Source organism: Streptomyces dangxiongensis, from assembly GCF_003675325.1.
GTDB classification, from domain to species: Bacteria; Actinomycetota; Actinomycetes; order Streptomycetales; family Streptomycetaceae; genus Streptomyces; species Streptomyces dangxiongensis.
Genome location: NZ_CP033073.1, coordinates 4322377 through 4339985, shown reverse-complemented (window position 1 = coordinate 4339985; position 17609 = coordinate 4322377). Strand labels below are relative to the sequence as shown.

The window sequence follows — 17609 nt, the reverse complement described above, 5'->3', positions numbered from 1 at the left end:
GGGCGCTTCACCGTACCGTTCTATGCATGGCGAGGTAATGCATAGACGGGTAGCATGGGTGACTGACCCTGCAAGTCTTGCTAGACAAGAAGGGGCCCGACGCTGCCCACCAGCGCCAGGCCCCACGGTGCAGATCACGAGCCCGGCCGAGGAGTATCCGGTCGGGCTCACTGCTTGAGCCCGCCGGCCGGTTCATGTCTCTCGTCATGACGAGAAGTACCGCACCACTTCCTTGATGGCCACGGCGATCACCGGCAACCAGTCCACAACCGCCTGTCTGATCGACCGGCGGCGTTCGCACCGTGCGCAGCGACTGCCGTCATTTTGTTCTTCGGCCACCTGGTTCCTCTCCTTCCGTCCCTGAGGGGCCCTGAGTACAACTCAGGGGTTCGCCTCCCACCGAGGCGAACGACTCGGTGGGACCTCTGGGAGGAACCGGCGCCAAGCATAGGCGGGTTGGGCAGAGGGAGGACCCGGACGACCACAAGTCGGTTACACCCAATTCGATCTAACGCAAACAAAATTCCGTCTTGCAAATTTGCCGATTAAGTCTTCAGGCGTGCCAGAGTGGGACTAATCGGAGCTAACCTTGCTTCCGTTAGCGCAAGCTATTAGCGTTCATAGCTACGCGATCGAAAGGCGTAATTTCCACATTCCCCGAGGTCATGCACCAGGCACAGCACGTCGTCGGTCGGCAGGCGCCAACGGAGTGACGGTTAGGCGCAGGGAAGCCTTCGGTAAGCGTCACGAGACGACTCGGTTGCAGCGTTTGCCAGTGAGGCTCTCCGGACCCCTCCACAGGAAGATGGGTTGTGTTGTAGATCACACTACTAGTCGGCCGGAGGTGACTCGGATCAACGCGCCACCCGCAGGTTGGGCCTCCACGTAGACGGGACGAGCGTGCGACGCTTGACTCCGCCAGCGGGCAGCAGACGGGAGAGCGAGTGTCGCAGCAGGCCAGCCCTCGGGGGACCTTCCTCAAGGTCGCCGACTCGGTGAGGACTCTGATCGAGGGCAACCCGGAGATGACGGAACTGCCTTCCCTGGCCGAGGTCATGCGCGAGCATGGTGTCTCGCGTGGCGTCGCCATCCGTGCATATGGCGAGCTTCGGCGAGAAGGACTGGCTCAACCAGCACCAGGCGAACGATGGCGCGTCGTGCGATCAGATGCGCAGGTGGATCGACGGCCGCTCCATGAGCGGATCGCAGAGGTCATCACGACTGACGAACTCAAGGTCGGGGAAGCGTTCCTGAGCGCCTCCACCTTGGCCGAGCGGTTCGGGGTCTCGCGCCCAACGGTGACCAGGGCTCTGGAGAAGTTGGAGGCCGCCGGCGTGCTGGCGGGGGGCGGACAGGGCAGGGTGCGGACGGTCCGCGCCGTGCCGACGCGAGAGGAGCGTTCGTAGCTTGCCGACGTTGACAGAGTGGGCGTATCCGCTGGCCGAGTCCCTGCTCGCCGAGCCGTTGCCGCGGCGCTGGAAGCACTGTCTCGGGGTCGCAGAGAGGGCGCGCACGATCGCGCTCATCCTGGACCAGGACGCGGAGCTGCTGGAGGCCGCGGCGGTCCTGCACGACATCGGCTACGCGCCGGACCTGGCCAAGACGGGCTTCCACCCGCTGGACGGCGCACGCTACCTCCGAGACGTGGCCGGCGCCGATGAACGGGTCATCAACCTGGTGGCCCATCACTCCTGCGCCTGGATGGAGGCGGAGGCGCGCGGCATGCGCGAGGAGCTGGAGGGCGAGTTTCCCCGCGAGCAGGAGCACTTGAACGACGCGCTCTGCTACTGCGACATGAACACCACGCCGGACGGCACGTCCACGAATCCGGTGGATCGGATCAACGAGATCACAGGGCGGTACGGGCCGGACAGCCTCATCGGGACGTTCATCCGTCGGGCTGAACCCGAAATCCTGGCGTGTACGTCCCGCGTGCTCGAACGTGTCGGCGCCGCCAAGCGTCAGCCGATGTAGGGAGCCGTTCGCGTCTTGTCCTGGGCGTGCTCGATGCGGAGCCGCATCGTGGGGTGCACGTCCAGCTCCGTCAGGTCCACCGGGTTGACCCAGCGGACTTGAGTCGTCTCGTTGCTCGTACGGAGTTCGCCACCGACCGGTCGCGCGCGAAAGCAGATGCTGAACTGCTGTCGCACCTCGCCGTCGTCGTACTGCATCACGTGTCCGGGATCCGTGTAGAGCCCGGACACGTCGACCACCTCCACCCTGATCCCGGTCTCTTCCCAGACCTCGCGCACGACGGTGTCGCTGATGGACTCGCCCACGTCGTGGCCGCCGCCCGGCAGTGCCCAGCGCCCATTGTCGGATCGCTGGATCATCAGCACTTGGTCGGCGTCGTTCTGGACGAACGCGACGACGGACGGCACGACCGAGTTGGCCGGCGGGGCGTCGGGGTCGTGCAGGTAGTCAATGCGTCCCATGGTTCAGGCTCCCGTGATGCTGTCTATGTCCTGGTCAGTGATCGGACGGGCGTTCTTCCAGGTGTGATCGATGCTGTCCGCGTACGTGTTGAAGAGTCCCCCGCCCGGTAGGTGGCGGAGGTGCAGAACAGGCGCCAAATACGCGCCGATGCCGTAGACGTGCGGGTTCACTAACATCTCGTCATCAGCGCGATAGATGGAGTTGTAGAGCGTCGAGTCATGCAGCCGGAAGTCGATGTTCGGGTGGCTACGCATGAGCGGCCGGTAGAGCAGCAGTGCGTTGCGGATTTTCCCGTCCATGATCTGGTGCCCCTCGTCAATGCCGCGCTGTCGGACGGCTGCACAGGCAGGGTCTCCCAGCAGGATGCGCACCTGGGCCCCGGCCTCCACTTTCGCCTTCACCACGTCGTGGAAGAGGGGATCTTCCGAGAGGAACAAGCCGGAGTACACAAGCACGTCCAGGTTCCGCTCAGCACGGCCGTAAAGCTCCCGCCAGAGCCCGGATGGGACTGTGTGCCGGTGCGGGTAGACGGTCGCTATCTCGGCTTTCGTCAGGTCCGTCGCGCTGTCGACGGTCCGGCCATCCTCCCACAGCGTGGTCACGTCGACCTTGAGCGCCGCCGCTGTCGCGTACTGGTGACGCCGGTACGGCACCTTGCCCTGAGTGATCCAGCGTTCGACGGTCTTGGGGTTGACCATGATCGCTTCAGCCAGGCTCTGCACGGTCATGCCGCGGGCAAGAAGGGCCGACCGTAACCGCTCGTTCGACATCTGCACCCCCGTTGGGACGTCTTGGGATTTCTTGACCGTAGCCAGAAGTCCCGAAGCTGTCCACGCGCGGGGTGACCAACTCCCCTGACCAGCAGCAATTCTGAATGTGCGCCAGGAAGTCCCGGCGCGCAGACAAGAGGTTCGGTCGACGTGCTTGACGAACCCCCATGTAGTACCTGTAAAACAGGTACTACATAGCCGAACGGAACAACTCGGCTGTGAGCGGCTGCACGCCGCATGCGCAGGAGGCGGGGACGCTGCAATCCCGCTGAAGGCCAGAGGACAGGGCTACGGCCCAACTGGCGAGGTGGCCCGGTGACCGCGATCAACGGCCGGAGGGTGGGGACATCGATCCCCCTTGCAGTGCATACCCCCTGTTCAAAGCCTTGAGGAGCGGTAGTGAACCGACGAAAGCGATGGGCGCGGCCGTGATCGACCGGCACGGCAGCGCCGCTCCCTCCCCGGTCCGCGAGCACCTCCGTGTGCTGCGGCCAACCGGTCACCTCTCACCGCATCGCGGCGGATAGCGCCGCGCCGGTTGCCTCCGCTGCTCGTCTCGCACGAGCAGCGCTGAGGGGAGCCGGATCGTCCGACTTCAACGGCGAGCGGCTCCCGGGGTGCCACCCGGGAGCCGCGTTAGGGCCGTCCACCTGCGAAGGAGAACACGACCCATGAGCCACATCGTCACTGTTCAGGACGTTGTTACCGCGTTCGCCGACTTCATGGAGCCGACGGACGCGGAGCTGGACGCGATCGAGGAGGAGATGCCGGCGATCCTCGCGGGCATCGACCTGCTCGACGCGCAGATCACCCACCTGGACCGCACGCCGAACGAGCTGGACACCCGCCGCATCCGCCGGGCGCAGCACCGCGTGCTCAGCGTCCGCCGGGACCTGGCCAACTACGCGGCCGGCACCAGCCTGGCGGGGGATGCCGCGTGAGCACCATCGACGCGAACCTGGCCGCCGCGCACGCCGAGGTCAAGGCGGAGATTGCACGGACGGACACCAAGACCGGCCTGCTGCTGGCGTTCGTGGGTGCGGTGCTCGCCGGCACGTGGTCGGTCGCCCGCGACCTGCCGCTGAACCCGGCCGCCATCCTCACGGGGGTTCCCGGGCTGGCGTTGCTGCTGGGCGCGGCCGGTCTGCTGCTGCGTTCGGTCCGTCCGAACCTGGGCGGCCGGCACGGCTTCCCGCTGTGGGCCACGCTCACCGCGGAGGAGATCACCGACACCGTCTCCCGGGACCTGGCCGCCGACATCGCCGGCCTGTCCCGCCTCGCGGTCGCCAAGTACACGGGCCTGCGCCGCGCGGTCGACCTCACCCAGATCGGTGGCGCCCTGCTCGTCCTGGCGGCCCTGCTCGCCCTCGGGGGTGCGGCATGAGTGACCAGACCCTGACCCTGGATGACCTGGCCGGAGCGTTGCGGGCGCTTCGCTTGCTGGCGATGGACTTCGGGCATCTGCCGGCTCCGGACGTGCAGGTGTCCCCCCTCTACCCGGACCGGCTGTCCCTGACGTTCCACCACGGGCTGGACGACTTCGAAGTCTGGCGCCAAGCCCTGAAGATCCGCCCGGAGGGCGTGATCTACCGCGAGCAGAGCACGGGCCGCACCCGGGTGCTGAACACGTTCACCACCTTCGCGGGCGCGGTGCTGGAGCTGACTGGCTTCAGCGACGTGGACACCCTGACGCCGGCTGCGGCGGGGGGTGCGCCGTGAGCGGTGTTCAGACGCGTTCAGCGGAGCGGGCGTTGTCGGGTGGGACGTGGCTGATCGTGTGTGGGGCGATGCTCTACTCGATCCTCACGGTTACGCCGCTCATGGCGAAGCACACGGCCGCGCAGTGGGGCTGGACCGCGCCGATTCTGCCGCTGGTGGTGGACGCCGCGGTGGTCATCGTGGTCAAGCTCGATGACGTGCTGGCCCGCCTGGGCGGGCACGGCGGGCGCTGGCCCATGGTGCTGCGGTGGATGACCGGCCTGATGACGCTCGCCCTCAACACGGCCGACTCCGCGCTGAAGAAAGACCTGGTCGGCGTGGCCGTCCACTCGGTCGCCCCACTGCTGCTGATCGTCACCGCAGAGACCAGCCTCGCCTACCGCCGCGCCATCGCCGCCGCCGTGACGGCGGTGGAGGAACAACGGCGGGCGGAGCGGGAGCGGCGAGAACAGGCGGCGCGGGAGCGGGAGGAAGCCGCCCGCCGGCAGGCCCGCGAGGAGCGCGAGCACGCCGCGGCGTTGGCGCGTGAACAGCGTGAACACGAAGCCGCGCTGGCCCGTGAGCAGGCTGAGCGCGAGGAGCGACACCGACGCGAGGAGCGGGAGCAGGAAGCCGCCCGGCAGGCTGCCGAGCGGGCCGAGCGTGAACGCCGTGAACGCGAGCGTGAACAGCGTGAGCAGGAACGTGAACAGCGCGAGCGGGACGCCACCGCACGCCGTGCCCGCGAGCAGGCCGAGCGGGAGGCGCGTGAACGTCGTGAACAGCAGGCACGCGAGGAGCGGGCCGAGCGTGAACGTGCCGCGCTGCTGGAGCGCGGGCCGGCCGACGGCAAGCTTCCCGAGGGTGAGGCCCGTCAGATCGTCGCCGCCGCGTTCGGCGCCGGACTGCCCGTGCGGTCCGCCGCGGAGTTGTGCGGCTGGTCGGTGGGGTGGGTGTCCGCCCGCTACGCCGAGCACCGCGACCCGGGTGCGGGCGGGGCTGAGCTGGCCATCGCGAGCCGGTGATGGCCGGCCTCCCCACCTACCGGTGGCGCCTCGCCCCGGACGGTCTGGCCACCCGCCGCCAGCTGCGCGCCCTCGGGCTGCGGCCCGGCGGCCAGGACGTGGCCGCCCAGTTGGAGCGTCCGCGGCGCCGCCGCGGCCCGCTGGTCGCCTACCTCTACTCCATCGAGCAGGCCAAGCCGGTCCGGCCGATGACGCCCGCGAAGTGGGCGGCCCTGGCAAAGGCCAACACCGCCCGGCGCATCTGCCCGGAGTGCGGCCGGGATGCCGGCTACGTCATCCCCGCCGAGCTGGGGATGTGCGCCCCCTGCTTCGACCCCGCCGAGGAACAGCGCGCCGCCTGACCACCCGATCCGAACCGAGGAGTTGGAGTGAACGTCACACGTCAGCGTGTCCCGAACACGGGCGCCGTCGCCGTCAGCGCGGTCCTGGCCCTGGCGATCGGGGTGCGGCTGTCCGGCTACGGCGTGCCCGTCTCGCTGCTGCTGGCCTGCTGCCTGTCCTGCCTGGCCACGTTCTCCGGCCTGTTCTTCCGCCTGATCGGCGCGTGGGCGACGACCACCCACCGCTGCTCGCGGCCCGGCTGCGACTTCCGCGTGCGCCTCACCGGCACGGACAGCGCGGAGAACCGGCGCTGGCAGGAGATCGCCGCACGCCACCCGCACCACACCTGATTCGGCAGGCCCGGCCGGCAACTTCCTACGGCCCCGGCCGGGCCCTACTCCCCGAAGAGGAGTGCACACAGCATGACGGAACTCAGCGCAGAGCCGGTAGCCGTCGAACCGGCCCCGCCCACACTGCCCCCCACCGTCCCCGCACCGACCGAGAAGACGCCGGCCCCGGCCGTGGCGGAGGTGGAGCACACGCCCGGCGGCTGGCCGGTCGTACCGCTTGCCCTGTCGGGTGCGAACGGCACCGTGGGCATGGTGGCCACCGCGGCCCTGGCCGGTGGCCCCATCGCCGCCATGGTCGCCGCGACCGGCGCCGTCGTCCTCGGCACCGTCGCCGCCACCCGCAGCCGCAAGGCCAGCCCCCGCAAGGAAGCGCGCCGGGCCGCCGCCCGCACAGCCGGCCGGACCGCCGCGGCCCGCGCCACCGGCCTGCGCCGCGGTGGCGCATCCACCAGCAACAACCGTGCCGGGGGTGGTTCGTCCGGCTCGCGGGCCGGTCGTGCCGGTGGACGGTCGGGCAGTTTGCCCAGCCAACACCGCCGCGCATCCGGTGGCACCACCGCCCGCAAGGGCAACGCCGGCACCGCGACCGGCGCGGTCGGGAAGGGCCGTGGCAAGACCGCTGGCGGCGGGGCCAAGCGCGCGGCCGGCACCGCGATGTGGAAGGCCGCGGGCCGCATCGGGCAGGTCAAGGCCCTGCGGTCGGCGCAGCACGCGGCGGCCGGCACCCGGGCCGGACAGCGGGCGCAGACCACCGCCGCCCGCCGCGCGGTCGCCGACGCCCGCCGCAACGCCACAGCCCGCGCCACTCGCGGTGGCTCCGGCAGCACCGGGTCCGCCGGCCGCGGCGGACATCGGGGCGGTCCGGCGGGCCGGATGCTGGGTGGCGCCGCCCATAGGGCGCGCACCGCCCGGGGTGCGGCGGTCGCCAAGCTGCGTGCCAAGCGCGACGCCGCGGCGGCCGGCACGGTCGCCGCCAAACGCGCCGCGGTCCGTAAGGCCCCCGCCCGCCGCGCGGCCCGGCAGGCACTGCGCCGGTCCGCGGCCCGCTTCCACGGCCGCCGGCTGCTGGCCGCGCTGCTCGCCGCGCCCCTGGGACTGCTCGGACTCATCACCACGCCGCTCGGGCGCAAGCTCGGCATCCCGTGGCTGATGTACCCGGGCCGTCGCCTGTACGCGCGGATCGTCCGGACGGCCACCGCGGAGCGTGCCGAACGGGACGCGGCCATCCGCAAGGAGCTGGCCGCGAAGGAAGCCGCAGCCGACGCGGAAGCAGCCGAGGACGCAGACGGCATCACGGACGGCGTGGAGAGGCCCGCCGGTCAGACCCCCACCACCGAAGCGAGTGAAGGAGAGCACGTGTCCGGTTTCCGGTTCGAAGAGGCCGCCGCCGAGATGGAGCAGGCCGCCAACTCCTACGAGCCCGAGAACGCCATGGAGATCCTCGCCATGGTCGAAGGCCTCCCCGCCGCCCTCACCTCGGTGGCGAACGTCATGAAGATCCTCGCCGAGCGCTCCGACTCGGAATTCCCGCTGGAGAAGGAGGTCGCGGACGGCTTCAACGACATCTTCGGCGCCCTGATGAGCGCCGTCGCGGTCGCCGAGGACATGGGCCCGCTCTTCCGGCAGGCCCACGAGCAGGACATCGCCCGCCACGAGGACCCCCGCAACGGTCCCGAAGCCGAGAAGGGCTGGAACGTCTGAGATGACCAACACCGCCACCGCCAAGAAGCAGCAGGTGAGCAGTGGCCCGGTGCTGGACTGGAACGCCGGTCACGGACCCGTGACCGGCGCCCTGTCCGCGACCACCGGAGCCTTCGCCCTCGCCACCACCGGCGCCGCCACACACATGCCGCCCGGCTGGGCCCTGGCCGTCGGCACCGCCGGCGCCCTCGGACACACCATCGTCGGTTTGCGGGTGCGCAACGCCGGCCGCACCCTGGCCACCCGCGCCGCCTCCTGGCTCGTCGGAGCCGGCTGGACCACCTGGGCCATGACCACCGGCCCCCTCACCTGGGCCGCCCTCGGCTCGCTGGCCACCCTCGGGGTCGGCATCGGTGCCGCCGCCCGGTCATCGGCCCTGTTCGAGGAAGCCCGGGAGGAGGAAGCCATCGCCGCCGAGCAGCGGCAGATCGCGCGGGAGCTGTCCGCCGACCGGCGGGCGATTGCCGCGGAATGGGTGGAGCGGATCCAGCGGGTCTGCTCGATCACCGTGCGCGTGGTCGGTGTCGAGCAGTGGGAGACCATGGCCGGGTACTCCATCGACGCCGAACTCCCGCCCGGCGGCGCCACCTGGAACAAGATCGCCGCCGAAGCACCCCGCCTGTCCGCCGACGCCCGGCTGCCGCACGGCTGCACCGCCACCGCCTCCCCCGGCATCCACCAGGGCCGCGTCATCATCGACGTGACCACCGTCAACGTGCTGGAACAGGAACGCACCTACCCGGTCGACTACGGGCCCCTCTCGGTGCACACCGGCATCCCCTGGGGCTACCGCACCAACGCCGAACAGATCCTGGCCTACCTGCGCGAGCAGTGCGCGCTCATCGTCGGCCCCACCGGCTCCGGCAAAACGAACATGGTCCATTCGATCCTCGCCGGGTTCGCCCGCGCCGACGACATCCTGACCTGGGTGATCGACCTCAACGCCGGCAGCGCCGGCCTGCCCTGGGTGCTGCCCGCACTGAACGGGGAGGTGAAGTCCGCCGACGGCAAGCCGGTCCGCCCGGGTATCGACTGGCTCGCCGGCACGTTCGATGAGGCGATGACCATGCTGGACACGGCGGTCAGGGTGGCCAAGCACCGCAAGATGGGCTATCAGGACGTGCTCGCCCGCGCGAACACCGATCTGCTGCCGATCAGCGCGCAGATTCCGCAGATCATGCTGGTCATCGATGAGGGCGCGGAGATCCTGGCCAGCCCCGACCGGCAGGTCCGCAAGCTCGGGGAGAAGATCCTTGAGGTCATCCGGATCGCCCGCGCCATGGGTATCCGCACCGTGCTGACCGCCCTCGGGGCCACCGGGAGCGTGCTCAGCAACCTCATGATCCGGCGGGAGGCCAAGGTCCGGGTTGCCCTGACCGGCGGGGAGAACGAGGGCATGGACCTGTCCAAGATGTTCCCGGGCTCGCGCGGCGGACTGCGCGTCGACCAGGCCCCGCACAAGGGCGCCGGGTTCATGGGCACCCCCGAATCCCCGGCCGCACTGTTCAAGGCCTGGCGGATCCTGCCGAACCAGATCCGGGAGATCATCGCCGCCACCTCCGACCGCCACCCCACCCTCGACGCCGTCTCCGCCAAAGCCGCCGGGCCGGCCTACGCCCGACGCTGGGACGCCGAGCGCACGGCATGGATACGCGACCACACCCCCGGCGGTACGGACGCCGGCGGGTCCGCGGGTGGAGGGTTGCGGCTGTCCGCGCTGAACGGCCAGGACGAGACGCAGGACTCGCCCGAGGACGCGATGCTGCGCCGCTTCCGCGAGCAGATCGACGCCACGTTCGGCACCGCCCCGGACCCCCGGCCCACCGAGGCCGATGGGCCGCCGGCCGGGTCGGGTGGGCTGAACCTGTCCGCGCTGCGGGGTGAGCAGGACAACCCCGCGCAGCGGGCTGCGCTGGCCGCGCTGCTCGCCGCCGGCCCCGACGGCACCGGAGCGTCCGCCATCGCCCGCGCCCTGGCCGAGCAGCACGGCACGTCCCGTCAGACGGTCGTCGGCTGGCTCAGGGACTGGGTGAAGGACGGCACCGCCGTCCGCGTCGGAGAAGGCACCAAAGCCCGGTACGTCCACCACTCCCACACCCCCAACAACTGATCACTTGTCGCCTGCCGACCCCTGCCCTCCACACGCCCCACAACCGGGGCTGAGAGCGCCGGAAACGGCTTGTGACCTGCGAGACGACAAGCGACAAGACAAGACAAGCGACAAGCCAGACGACAAGCCGCACGACAAGGAAGACGACAAGCAACGCGACAAGCCCACCCCGACCGAGCGGGCCCGCACCACCAGGTGGTGCGGGCCCGCGGTACACCCCGAGGGAGCCCCGAAATGGACCACCGCACCCCGCCGGGCACCATCGCACCTCACATACCCGCCGCCGACTGGCAGCGCGCACAGGCCACCGGACAACCCGTCGTCATCGTCGTCCACAACACCGAGCCGGCCGGTATCCCGTGGCGCCGCATCGTGATCCCGTTCGCCGTCGCCGGAGCCGCCGTGGCCGGCGGGTGGGGACTGGTCGCCGCCCTGTGCTTCCTGCTCGACGCCGCGGCCCACACCGCCACCGTCATCGCCGGAGCCGCCGGACCCATCGGGCTGGGCGGCATCACGCTCAAGCTCACCCGCAACAAGACCTGACTACGCCAAGAGCGGCCCCCCATTCCGGCAAGAAGTCGGGGCCGCCCTTGTCACCCAGCACCCTCAACAGGACTGGAGACATCCAGCATGACCCATGTTGCCCAATCTCCGCTGCTGTCCGCGGCACTGGACTCCGCCGCACGCGGCTGGCACGTCTTCCCCCTGCGCCCCGGCGGGAAGCCGCCGGCACTTCACGGAGAGAAGTCCTGCACCGGCGCCGGACCCTGCGCGGCCGGGCACGTGAAGTGGGAACAGCGCGCCACCACCGACCCCGCCCGCATCCGCGCCGCCTGGTCGCGGGCGCCGTTCAACATCGGCATCGCCACCGGCCCGTCCGGGCTGGTCGTCATCGACCTGGACACCCCGGACCACAAGGGCAATTCGGACGCGCCTGACGGCGCGGCAACCTTTGCAGCGCTCTGCGAGCGCGCCGGACACGCCGTCCCCGCCACCTACCGGGTGCGGACTGCGAGCGGCGGAACCCACCTCTACTTCACAGCCCCGCCAGGTCTGAGGCTGGGCAACACGGCCGGCACGGTCGCCGACTCGGTCGACACCCGAGCGTGGGGCGGATACGTCGTCGCCGCGGGCAGCACCACCCACACCGGACGGTACGAAGCACTGTGCGCCCCGGTGGCGGCCCCACTGCCGTCATGGCTGCACACCGCCCTTGTCCCCGCGCCCGCGCGTCCTGCCACCCCGCTGGCGCTTCCTGTCGTGGACGGCAGCCGTGCAGCGCTGGCCGCGCTGGAGGCTGAGTGCGCGGTCGTGGCCGCCACCCCGGAGGGCCTGCGCAACGCCACCCTGAACCGGTGCGCGTTCAAGGTGGGGCGGTTCGTCGCGTGGGGCGACCTCCCCCGGCACGTGGCAGAGGAGGCCTTCCAAGGGACAGGCGAGGCGGCCGGCCTCACCGCTGCCGAGTGCCGCACCACCATCCGCAGCGCCCTGGACAGCTCTATCCGCAAAGCCCGGCCCCGGGAGGCGGCATGAGCACCCCCGCCACCCCTCCCTTGGAAGGCCAACCCCCGACACCCACCGGCCCGCGCGCCGCCCGGCCGGCCAAGCCCCGGCCGGGCGTGGGCGAGCCGAAAGGCGCCGCCCGCAAGGGCGTCGTCACTGCTCTTCCCCGCTCGGACCGGTTCCCGGCCGGCCACGCACGCCCCGGTGCCGACCCGACGCCCGACCGGCCCGGCATCCGCATCTTCGCCCCGCCGGTCTACCGCCACCACTACGACGGCGCCCGCTGGTCCACCCGACCCGGCGCCCTACCCACCGCCGCCTACGCCTGCCACTGCGGACTGACCGGCACCGCCACCGGCCCCGACGCCGTCACCGCGCTGGCCGCCGAGTACGACGCCCACCGATCCGCCTGCACGGGAGCCCCCGCCGCAACCCCCGAAGGGAAGGCCGCCGCATGACCGCCATCGACGGCGCCGCGCTGCTCGACGAGGTGGAAGCCTTCCACCGCCGCTTCAACGTCTTCCCCACCGAACACGCCTACGTCGCCGTGACACTGTGGGACGCACACGCCCACCTCATCGACGCACTGGACGGCACCGCCCGCATCGCCTTCCTGAGCCCGGAACCCGGCTCCGGGAAGTCCCGGGCGCTGGAGATCATCGAAACGCTCACGCCGCGTTCCGCGACCACCGTCAACGCCTCCGCCAACGCCCTGTTCCGGCTGGTGGCGGCGGACGCGGGAACACCGACGCTGCTGTTCGATGAGATCGACACCGTCTTCGGACCCAAGGCCGGCGGGAACGAAGAGGTCCGCGGCTTCCTCAACTCCGGCTATCGGCGCGGCGCCAAGTCCCTGCGCTGCGTCGGAGAGGGCTCCGAGCAGAAGGCAGGTTTCTTCCCTTCGTTCTGCGCGGTCGCCATGGCCGGACTCGGCTCGCTGCCCGACACGATCCTGACCAGGTCGGTCATCATCCGCATGCGCAAGAAGGCGCCCAACGAGAAGTGCGAGCCCTACCGGCGCCGCATCCACGAGAAGCAGGGCCACGTGCTGCGGGACCGGCTCGCCGAGTGGACCGCCACCATCCACGACGAGATCGCCCAGGCGTGGCCGGAGATGCCCGAGGGCGTCACGGACCGGCCCGCGGACGTGTGGGAGCCGCTGCTCGCAGTCGCGGACGCGGCCGGCGGGCACTGGCCCGAGCGGGCCCGCGCCGCGTGCATCGCCCTGATCAAAGCCGCATCCGAGGGCGACCAAGCCTCCCTGGGCGTCAAGCTGCTCACGGACCTACGGGACCGCGTGTTCTGCGGCGTGGACCGCATGCCCACCGCCGCCATCCTGGAGGTTCTCCTCCAGCTCGATGACGCTCCCTGGTCCGACCTGAGCGAAGACGGACAGAACTGCAAGCCGCTCACCGCGCGCGCCCTGTCCAAGCTCCTGAGCCAGTACGTGCGCCCCGACAACACCCCGATCAAGCCCCGCGGAATCCGCGTCGGCAGCACGACACCCAAGGGCTACTACGCGGAGGACCTCAGCGACGCCTGGGCCCGCTACTGCCCCCCGGACCCCGGAGAATCCGCAACATCCGCCACAGCCGCAACACCGCAGGTCAACGAGGGGGAATCTGTGGCGGAAGGCACTTCAGAGAGCCGCCACATGCTCGCGGAAACCGACACACCCCAACTTCGCATCGCCGGCTGACCACCCGCACCCGAGGATGCCGCCGCGCACCTCGCGTGGCGGCACCTATCCGCAACACAACCGGCATCCGCCACAGATTCAAGCCGCTGACCAGCAATGTTGCGGCGTGGCGGATGTTGCGGATTCCCCAGAAGGGGCCCGGAGCCCCGATGCACTGCTGAGGAGAGATCCAGGTGAACAGCACCGCCGTCGCGCACCTCGACCGTCTGCTCTACACCCCGGAGGAAGCCGCCGAAGTCCTCAGCTTCGGTCGCTCCACCGTCTACGAGCTGATGGCCGCCGGTGAGCTGAAGTTCATCAAGCGGGGACGGTCGCGCCGCATCAAGCGGAGCCACCTCGAAGAGTTCGTCAACGCCCTCGAACCGCAGTCCGCCTGATCTGACCGCGCGAGGTGGCCCCGGACCGCCCGTCCGGGGCCACCTCGCGTTCGGAGGAGTAGAGGAGTACATGAGCCCCCGCAAGGCCAACATGGAATCGTCCGTCTACCGGGGCGCCGACGGCTGGTGGCACGGCCGCGTCACGATGGGCGTCAAGAATGACGGAAGCCCCGACCGGCGCCACCGCCGGGCCAAGACGGAAGCCGAGGTACGGCGCAAGGTCCGCGAGCTGGAAGCGCTGCGCGAGAAGGGTCGCGCCCCGAAGGCCGGCCGTAAGCCGACCGTGGCGCAGTGGATGGACACCTACCTGACCGAGATCGCGAGTCTCAAGCTCAAGCCGCGGTCGCTGGACGACTACTGGTCCAAGACGCGCAACGACATCGTCCCGGGCGTCGGTCAGCACCGGCTCGACAAGCTCGCGCCGGAGCACCTGGAGCGGATGTACCGCGCCATGCTGGACGAAGGTCACGCGCCATCGCACGTGCTCAAGGTGCACCGCATCCTGTCGCGCGCGCTGAAGATCGCCCACCGGCGCCGGATCATCGCCGAGAACGTGGCGACGCTGGTCGACCCGCCTACCGTGGACGAGACCGAAGCCAATCCCTTCACCACCGAGGAAGCCAAAGCGTTCCTGAAAGCCGCGGCTAAACGGCCCACCTTCATGCGCTGGTGCGTCGGAGTCGGCATGGGGTTCCGGCAGGGCGAGACCCTAGGTCTCCGGTGGCCGTACGTCGACCTGGAGAACGAGCTGTTCCACCCCCAGTGGCAGCTCCAACGGCTCACTTGGCGCCACGGCTGTCAGGACCCTCACTCCTGCGGCGCACGCCTTCACCGCTTCCAGCCGTGCCCGCCGGACTGCCCGGCCCACAAGGGCTACAAGCGCGGTTGCCCGAAGCCGTGCCCGAAGGGCTGCACCGGGCACGCGAGCGTGTGCCCGCAGCGCAAGGGCGGCGGTCTCGTCTTCACCCGGCCCAAGACCAAGAAGAGCCGGAACCCCGTACCGATCCCGCCCCCGTTCGTTCCCTACCTGGTCGAGCACAAGGAACGGCAGGACGCCATGCGCGCGGCGGCCGGCGACGAGTGGCAGGAGTGCGGCGCCGTCTTCACGCGGCCGGACGGCCGGCCCATCGACCCCCGCGCCGACTGGGAGGAATTCAAGGAGCTGCTTTCGGAAGCGGGCATCGATGACCGGCGCCTGTACGACGGAAGCCGGCACACCGCCGGGACGATCCTGAACGAACTCGGGGTCGACATGCCCACGATCATGGAGATCTTGCGGCACACCCAGATCAGCCAGACCCGGCGGTACGTGAAAGGCAGATCACACCTGTCGAAGGACGCCATGAAGCGCATGGGCGATGCCTTCATGCCGCGCCAGAAACCCCCGACTGAGACCACAACTGAGACCGAGGACCGGAAGGCCGAACGGGCGCGGCGCCGCCGCCGCGTCCGCTGAACGACGAAAGGCCAGCTAGGAGCGTTCCTAGCTGGCCTTTCCCCGCTGGAGCCCCCTGTCGGATTCGAACCGACGACCTACGCATTACAAGTGCGTTGCTCTGGCCGGACTGAGCTAAGGAGGCCTGCACGCGTGCGTGGCACCGCCGTGCCAGTGCAGTGTACCCAGGTCCGGGAGCGGCTCCGCGGGGAATTTCCCCGAAGTTCACAGGGGTCCGGGTACTGACAGAGCGAGTGAACGCCAGGTACCGTCTCGATCCAGTTCACTCACGTGGACTACACCAACCGCCTTCCTACAACGGATCGTCCGGCACGTTCCTGCCGGTAGAAGGGGTCCATTCACCATGGCCACTGTCACGTTCGACAAGGCGACCCGGATCTACCCGGGTTCCACCAAGCCCGCCGTCGACTCGCTGGAGATCGCGATCGAGGACGGCGAGTTCCTCGTCCTGGTCGGCCCGTCCGGTTGCGGCAAGTCCACCTCCCTGCGGATGCTCGCGGGCCTGGAGGACGTCAACGGCGGCGCCATCCGCATCGGTGACCGCGACGTCACGCACCTGCCGCCCAAGGACCGGGACATCGCCATGGTGTTCCAGAACTACGCCCTGTACCCGCACATGACGGTCGCCGACAACATGGGCTTCGCGCTCAAGATCGCCGGCGTCAACAAGGCGGAGATCCGGCAGAAGGTCGAGGAGGCCGCGAAGATCCTCGACCTCACCGAGTACCTGGACCGCAAGCCGAAGGCGCTCTCCGGCGGTCAGCGCCAGCGTGTCGCCATGGGCCGCGCGATCGTGCGTGAGCCGCAGGTCTTCCTCATGGACGAGCCGCTGTCCAACCTGGACGCCAAGCTCCGCGTCTCCACCCGTACGCAGATCGCGTCCCTCCAGCGCCGCCTCGGCATCACCACCGTGTACGTCACCCACGACCAGGTCGAGGCCATGACGATGGGCGACCGCGTGGCGGTCCTCAAGGACGGTCTGCTCCAGCAGGTCGACTCGCCGCGGAACATGTACGACAAGCCCGTCAACCTCTTCGTCGCCGGCTTCATCGGCTCCCCCGCGATGAACCTGGTCGAGGTGCCGATCACCGACGGCGGCGTGAAGTTCGGCAACAGCGTCGTCCCCGTCAACCGGGACGCGCTCCAGGCCGCCGCCGACAAGGGTGACCGCACGGTGACCGTCGGCGTCCGTCCCGAGCACTTCGACGTGGTCGAGCTGGGCGGCGGCGCCGCCACGGCCCTGACCAAGGACAGCGCGGACGCGCCGGCCGGCCTGGCCGTCTCCGTGAACGTCGTCGAGGAGCTGGGCGCCGACGGCTACGTCTACGGCACCGCGGAGGTCGGCGGCGAGGTCAAGGACCTGGTCGTCCGCGTCAACGGGCGCCAGGTGCCGGAGAAGGGCGCCACGCTGCACGTCGTGCCGCGACCGGGTGAGCTGCACGTGTTCTCCACGTCCACCGGTGAGCGGCTGACCGACTGACGGCCCACCTCGTACGGCAGGGGCCCCGCGCGCACGGCGTGCGGGGCCCCTGCCGCGTGGGGGCACGAGACCCTCGGCGCAGTAATCATTCCGGGCGGTCGGCGTCAACCCGTTACCCCGAAAGCGGCGCCATCTCATCCCCCATACGGGTGACTCAATGTCGCCATGTCACTACCGGGCGCTACTCTCACACGCGTGAAGCACTCCACCATCCCTCAGACGCGACGCGGCCACCGGGGCGGCCCTGCCCGCCGGATCGGCCGCACACTCGCCCTCGTCCTGCCCGTCTTCCTGGTGCTCTCCGGCACCCTCGCGGTCACCCGGGTCAACTGGACGGGGAGCCCCTCCAGCTCGGTGCTGACCGCCTCCGACGTCTCGACGGCCGCGCTTCCCGTCAGGAAGGCCGCCGCCCAGGCGCCGCAGGACGTGCTCCGCGACCACCTGATGACCGAACTCCAGGAGAGAGACCCCGGGGTCGTCCTCACCCACCTCCAGCAGGCCGTCAACGGTCGTCCGAAGCTGGCCCGGCACTGCTCCTCCATCGCCCGCGCCCTCGGCAGGGCCGCGGTGCGGATCTACGGCGCCCCGCGCGCCCAGTCGTACGCGCGCCCGGTGTGTGACACGGCCTTCGCCTCGGGCGTCCTGGCCGCGCGGAGCTGAGTACCGGCGGGCACCGGGCAGCC

The 17609-nt window shown here is 70.3% G+C and carries 21 protein-coding genes and 1 tRNA gene; 18 read left to right on the top strand and 4 right to left on the bottom strand.

Annotation, left to right across the window (positions count from 1 at the left end):
- Nucleotides 1–204: 204 nt before the first annotated feature.
- Nucleotides 205–339 carry a hypothetical protein gene (locus D9753_RS38710; RefSeq protein ID WP_276209439.1) on the bottom strand — a complete coding sequence of 45 codons (135 nt, stop codon included), beginning with the start codon at nucleotides 337–339 and terminating at the stop codon, nucleotides 205–207.
- A gap of 605 nt (nucleotides 340–944) precedes the next feature.
- Here D9753_RS38710 and D9753_RS19500 point away from each other — a divergent pair.
- Together D9753_RS19500 and D9753_RS19495 are read left to right on the top strand one after the other, a co-directional pair.
- Nucleotides 945–1406: a GntR family transcriptional regulator gene (locus D9753_RS19500; protein ID WP_121788158.1), complete on the top strand. Its 462-nt coding sequence runs from the start codon at nucleotides 945–947 to the stop codon at nucleotides 1404–1406.
- Nucleotide 1407: 1 nt separating this feature from the next.
- Nucleotides 1408–1974 carry an HD domain-containing protein gene (locus D9753_RS19495; protein ID WP_121788157.1) on the top strand — a complete coding sequence of 189 codons (567 nt, stop codon included), beginning with the start codon at nucleotides 1408–1410 and terminating at the stop codon, nucleotides 1972–1974.
- Here the strand turns inward: D9753_RS19495 and D9753_RS19490 are convergent.
- Together D9753_RS19490 and D9753_RS19485 are read right to left on the bottom strand one after the other, a co-directional pair.
- Nucleotides 1962–2435 (bottom strand): NUDIX domain-containing protein, encoded by a 474-nt coding sequence (locus D9753_RS19490; RefSeq protein ID WP_121788156.1) that lies wholly within the window; start codon nucleotides 2433–2435, stop codon nucleotides 1962–1964. The two genes, D9753_RS19495 and D9753_RS19490, sit on opposite strands and share 13 nt — an antisense overlap.
- Before the next feature lie 3 nt (nucleotides 2436–2438).
- On the bottom strand, nucleotides 2439–3206 hold the full coding sequence (locus D9753_RS19485) for a helix-turn-helix domain-containing protein (RefSeq protein WP_121791165.1): 768 nt from the start codon (nucleotides 3204–3206) through the stop codon (nucleotides 2439–2441).
- Nucleotides 3207–3877: 671 nt separating this feature from the next.
- Between D9753_RS19485 and D9753_RS19480 the strand changes: the two genes are divergently transcribed.
- The 14 genes from D9753_RS19480 (at nucleotide 3878) to D9753_RS19415 (ending at nucleotide 15446) form a co-directional block, all read left to right on the top strand.
- Nucleotides 3878–4147, top strand: a complete 270-nt coding sequence (locus D9753_RS19480) for a DUF6284 family protein (protein ID WP_121788155.1) — start codon at nucleotides 3878–3880, stop codon at nucleotides 4145–4147.
- Nucleotides 4144–4590, top strand: a complete 447-nt coding sequence (locus D9753_RS19475) for a Pycsar system effector family protein (protein ID WP_121788154.1) — start codon at nucleotides 4144–4146, stop codon at nucleotides 4588–4590. The genes D9753_RS19480 and D9753_RS19475 overlap by 4 nt, the downstream gene beginning before the upstream one ends.
- Nucleotides 4587–4925 (top strand): hypothetical protein, encoded by a 339-nt coding sequence (locus tag D9753_RS19470; RefSeq protein WP_121788153.1) that lies wholly within the window; start codon nucleotides 4587–4589, stop codon nucleotides 4923–4925. The genes D9753_RS19475 and D9753_RS19470 overlap by 4 nt, the downstream gene beginning before the upstream one ends.
- Entirely contained in the window at nucleotides 4922–5929 is a 1008-nt protein-coding gene (locus tag D9753_RS19465) for a DUF2637 domain-containing protein (protein ID WP_121788152.1), read from the top strand. Before D9753_RS19470 ends, D9753_RS19465 begins: the two co-directional genes overlap by 4 nt.
- Nucleotides 5929–6270, top strand: a complete 342-nt coding sequence (locus D9753_RS19460; RefSeq protein WP_121788151.1) for an RRQRL motif-containing zinc-binding protein — start codon at nucleotides 5929–5931, stop codon at nucleotides 6268–6270. The genes D9753_RS19465 and D9753_RS19460 overlap by 1 nt, the downstream gene beginning before the upstream one ends.
- 27 nt (nucleotides 6271–6297) lie before the next feature.
- Nucleotides 6298–6600, top strand: a complete 303-nt coding sequence (locus D9753_RS19455) for a hypothetical protein (protein ID WP_121788150.1) — start codon at nucleotides 6298–6300, stop codon at nucleotides 6598–6600.
- 72 nt (nucleotides 6601–6672) lie between these two features.
- Nucleotides 6673–8301 (top strand): hypothetical protein, encoded by a 1629-nt coding sequence (locus D9753_RS19450; RefSeq protein WP_121788149.1) that lies wholly within the window; start codon nucleotides 6673–6675, stop codon nucleotides 8299–8301.
- 1 nt (nucleotide 8302) lies between these two features.
- Complete coding sequence (locus D9753_RS19445) at nucleotides 8303–10411, top strand: hypothetical protein (protein ID WP_121788148.1); 2109 nt, start codon at nucleotides 8303–8305, stop codon at nucleotides 10409–10411.
- A gap of 234 nt (nucleotides 10412–10645) precedes the next feature.
- On the top strand, nucleotides 10646–10954 hold the full coding sequence (locus D9753_RS19440; protein WP_121788147.1) for a hypothetical protein: 309 nt from the start codon (nucleotides 10646–10648) through the stop codon (nucleotides 10952–10954).
- An 87-nt stretch (nucleotides 10955–11041) separates the two neighbouring features.
- The gene (locus D9753_RS19435; protein WP_121788146.1) at nucleotides 11042–11944 is read left to right on the top strand and encodes a bifunctional DNA primase/polymerase; all 903 of its coding nucleotides are present in this window, start codon (nucleotides 11042–11044) and stop codon (nucleotides 11942–11944) included.
- Nucleotides 11941–12372 (top strand): hypothetical protein, encoded by a 432-nt coding sequence (locus D9753_RS19430; protein ID WP_394346733.1) that lies wholly within the window; start codon nucleotides 11941–11943, stop codon nucleotides 12370–12372. The genes D9753_RS19435 and D9753_RS19430 overlap by 4 nt, the downstream gene beginning before the upstream one ends.
- Nucleotides 12369–13613, top strand: coding sequence for a DUF3631 domain-containing protein (locus D9753_RS19425; RefSeq protein WP_121788145.1), 1245 nt, complete (start codon nucleotides 12369–12371; stop codon nucleotides 13611–13613). Before D9753_RS19430 ends, D9753_RS19425 begins: the two co-directional genes overlap by 4 nt.
- 173 nt (nucleotides 13614–13786) lie before the next feature.
- Complete coding sequence (locus D9753_RS19420) at nucleotides 13787–13990, top strand: helix-turn-helix domain-containing protein (RefSeq protein ID WP_121788144.1); 204 nt, start codon at nucleotides 13787–13789, stop codon at nucleotides 13988–13990.
- A 70-nt stretch (nucleotides 13991–14060) separates the two neighbouring features.
- Complete coding sequence (locus D9753_RS19415) at nucleotides 14061–15446, top strand: tyrosine-type recombinase/integrase (protein ID WP_121788143.1); 1386 nt, start codon at nucleotides 14061–14063, stop codon at nucleotides 15444–15446.
- Between the two features lie 46 nt (nucleotides 15447–15492).
- Here D9753_RS19415 and D9753_RS19410 read toward each other — a convergent pair.
- Nucleotides 15493–15570, bottom strand: a tRNA-Thr gene (locus tag D9753_RS19410).
- 219 nt (nucleotides 15571–15789) lie between these two features.
- Between D9753_RS19410 and D9753_RS19405 the strand changes: the two genes are divergently transcribed.
- Both D9753_RS19405 and D9753_RS19400 read left to right on the top strand, forming a co-directional pair.
- Nucleotides 15790–16926, top strand: a complete 1137-nt coding sequence (locus D9753_RS19405; protein ID WP_121788142.1) for an ABC transporter ATP-binding protein — start codon at nucleotides 15790–15792, stop codon at nucleotides 16924–16926.
- Between the two features lie 195 nt (nucleotides 16927–17121).
- A complete protein-coding gene (locus D9753_RS19400; RefSeq protein ID WP_121788141.1) occupies nucleotides 17122–17586 on the top strand; it encodes a hypothetical protein in 465 nt (154 codons plus the stop codon).
- Nucleotides 17587–17609 lie beyond the last annotated feature (23 nt).

Excerpts from the sequence above, each read along its gene's own strand:
- D9753_RS19490 (WP_121788156.1), bottom strand. The coding sequence starts at position 2,435 with ATGGGACGCATTGACTACCTGCACGACCCCGACGCCCCGCCGGCCAAC.
- D9753_RS19485 (WP_121791165.1), bottom strand. The coding sequence starts at position 3,206 with ATGTCGAACGAGCGGTTACGGTCGGCCCTTCTTGCCCGCGGCATGACC.
- D9753_RS19480 (WP_121788155.1), top strand. The coding sequence starts at position 3,878 with ATGAGCCACATCGTCACTGTTCAGGACGTTGTTACCGCGTTCGCCGAC.
- D9753_RS19470 (WP_121788153.1), top strand. The coding sequence starts at position 4,587 with ATGAGTGACCAGACCCTGACCCTGGATGACCTGGCCGGAGCGTTGCGG.
- D9753_RS19460 (WP_121788151.1), top strand. The coding sequence starts at position 5,929 with ATGGCCGGCCTCCCCACCTACCGGTGGCGCCTCGCCCCGGACGGTCTG.
- D9753_RS19450 (WP_121788149.1), top strand. The coding sequence starts at position 6,673 with ATGACGGAACTCAGCGCAGAGCCGGTAGCCGTCGAACCGGCCCCGCCC.
- D9753_RS19445 (WP_121788148.1), top strand. The coding sequence starts at position 8,303 with ATGACCAACACCGCCACCGCCAAGAAGCAGCAGGTGAGCAGTGGCCCG.
- D9753_RS19440 (WP_121788147.1), top strand. The coding sequence starts at position 10,646 with ATGGACCACCGCACCCCGCCGGGCACCATCGCACCTCACATACCCGCC.
- D9753_RS19435 (WP_121788146.1), top strand. The coding sequence starts at position 11,042 with ATGACCCATGTTGCCCAATCTCCGCTGCTGTCCGCGGCACTGGACTCC.
- D9753_RS19430 (WP_394346733.1), top strand. The coding sequence starts at position 11,941 with ATGAGCACCCCCGCCACCCCTCCCTTGGAAGGCCAACCCCCGACACCC.
- D9753_RS19425 (WP_121788145.1), top strand. The coding sequence starts at position 12,369 with ATGACCGCCATCGACGGCGCCGCGCTGCTCGACGAGGTGGAAGCCTTC.
- D9753_RS19415 (WP_121788143.1), top strand. The coding sequence starts at position 14,061 with ATGAGCCCCCGCAAGGCCAACATGGAATCGTCCGTCTACCGGGGCGCC.
- D9753_RS19405 (WP_121788142.1), top strand. The coding sequence starts at position 15,790 with ATGGCCACTGTCACGTTCGACAAGGCGACCCGGATCTACCCGGGTTCC.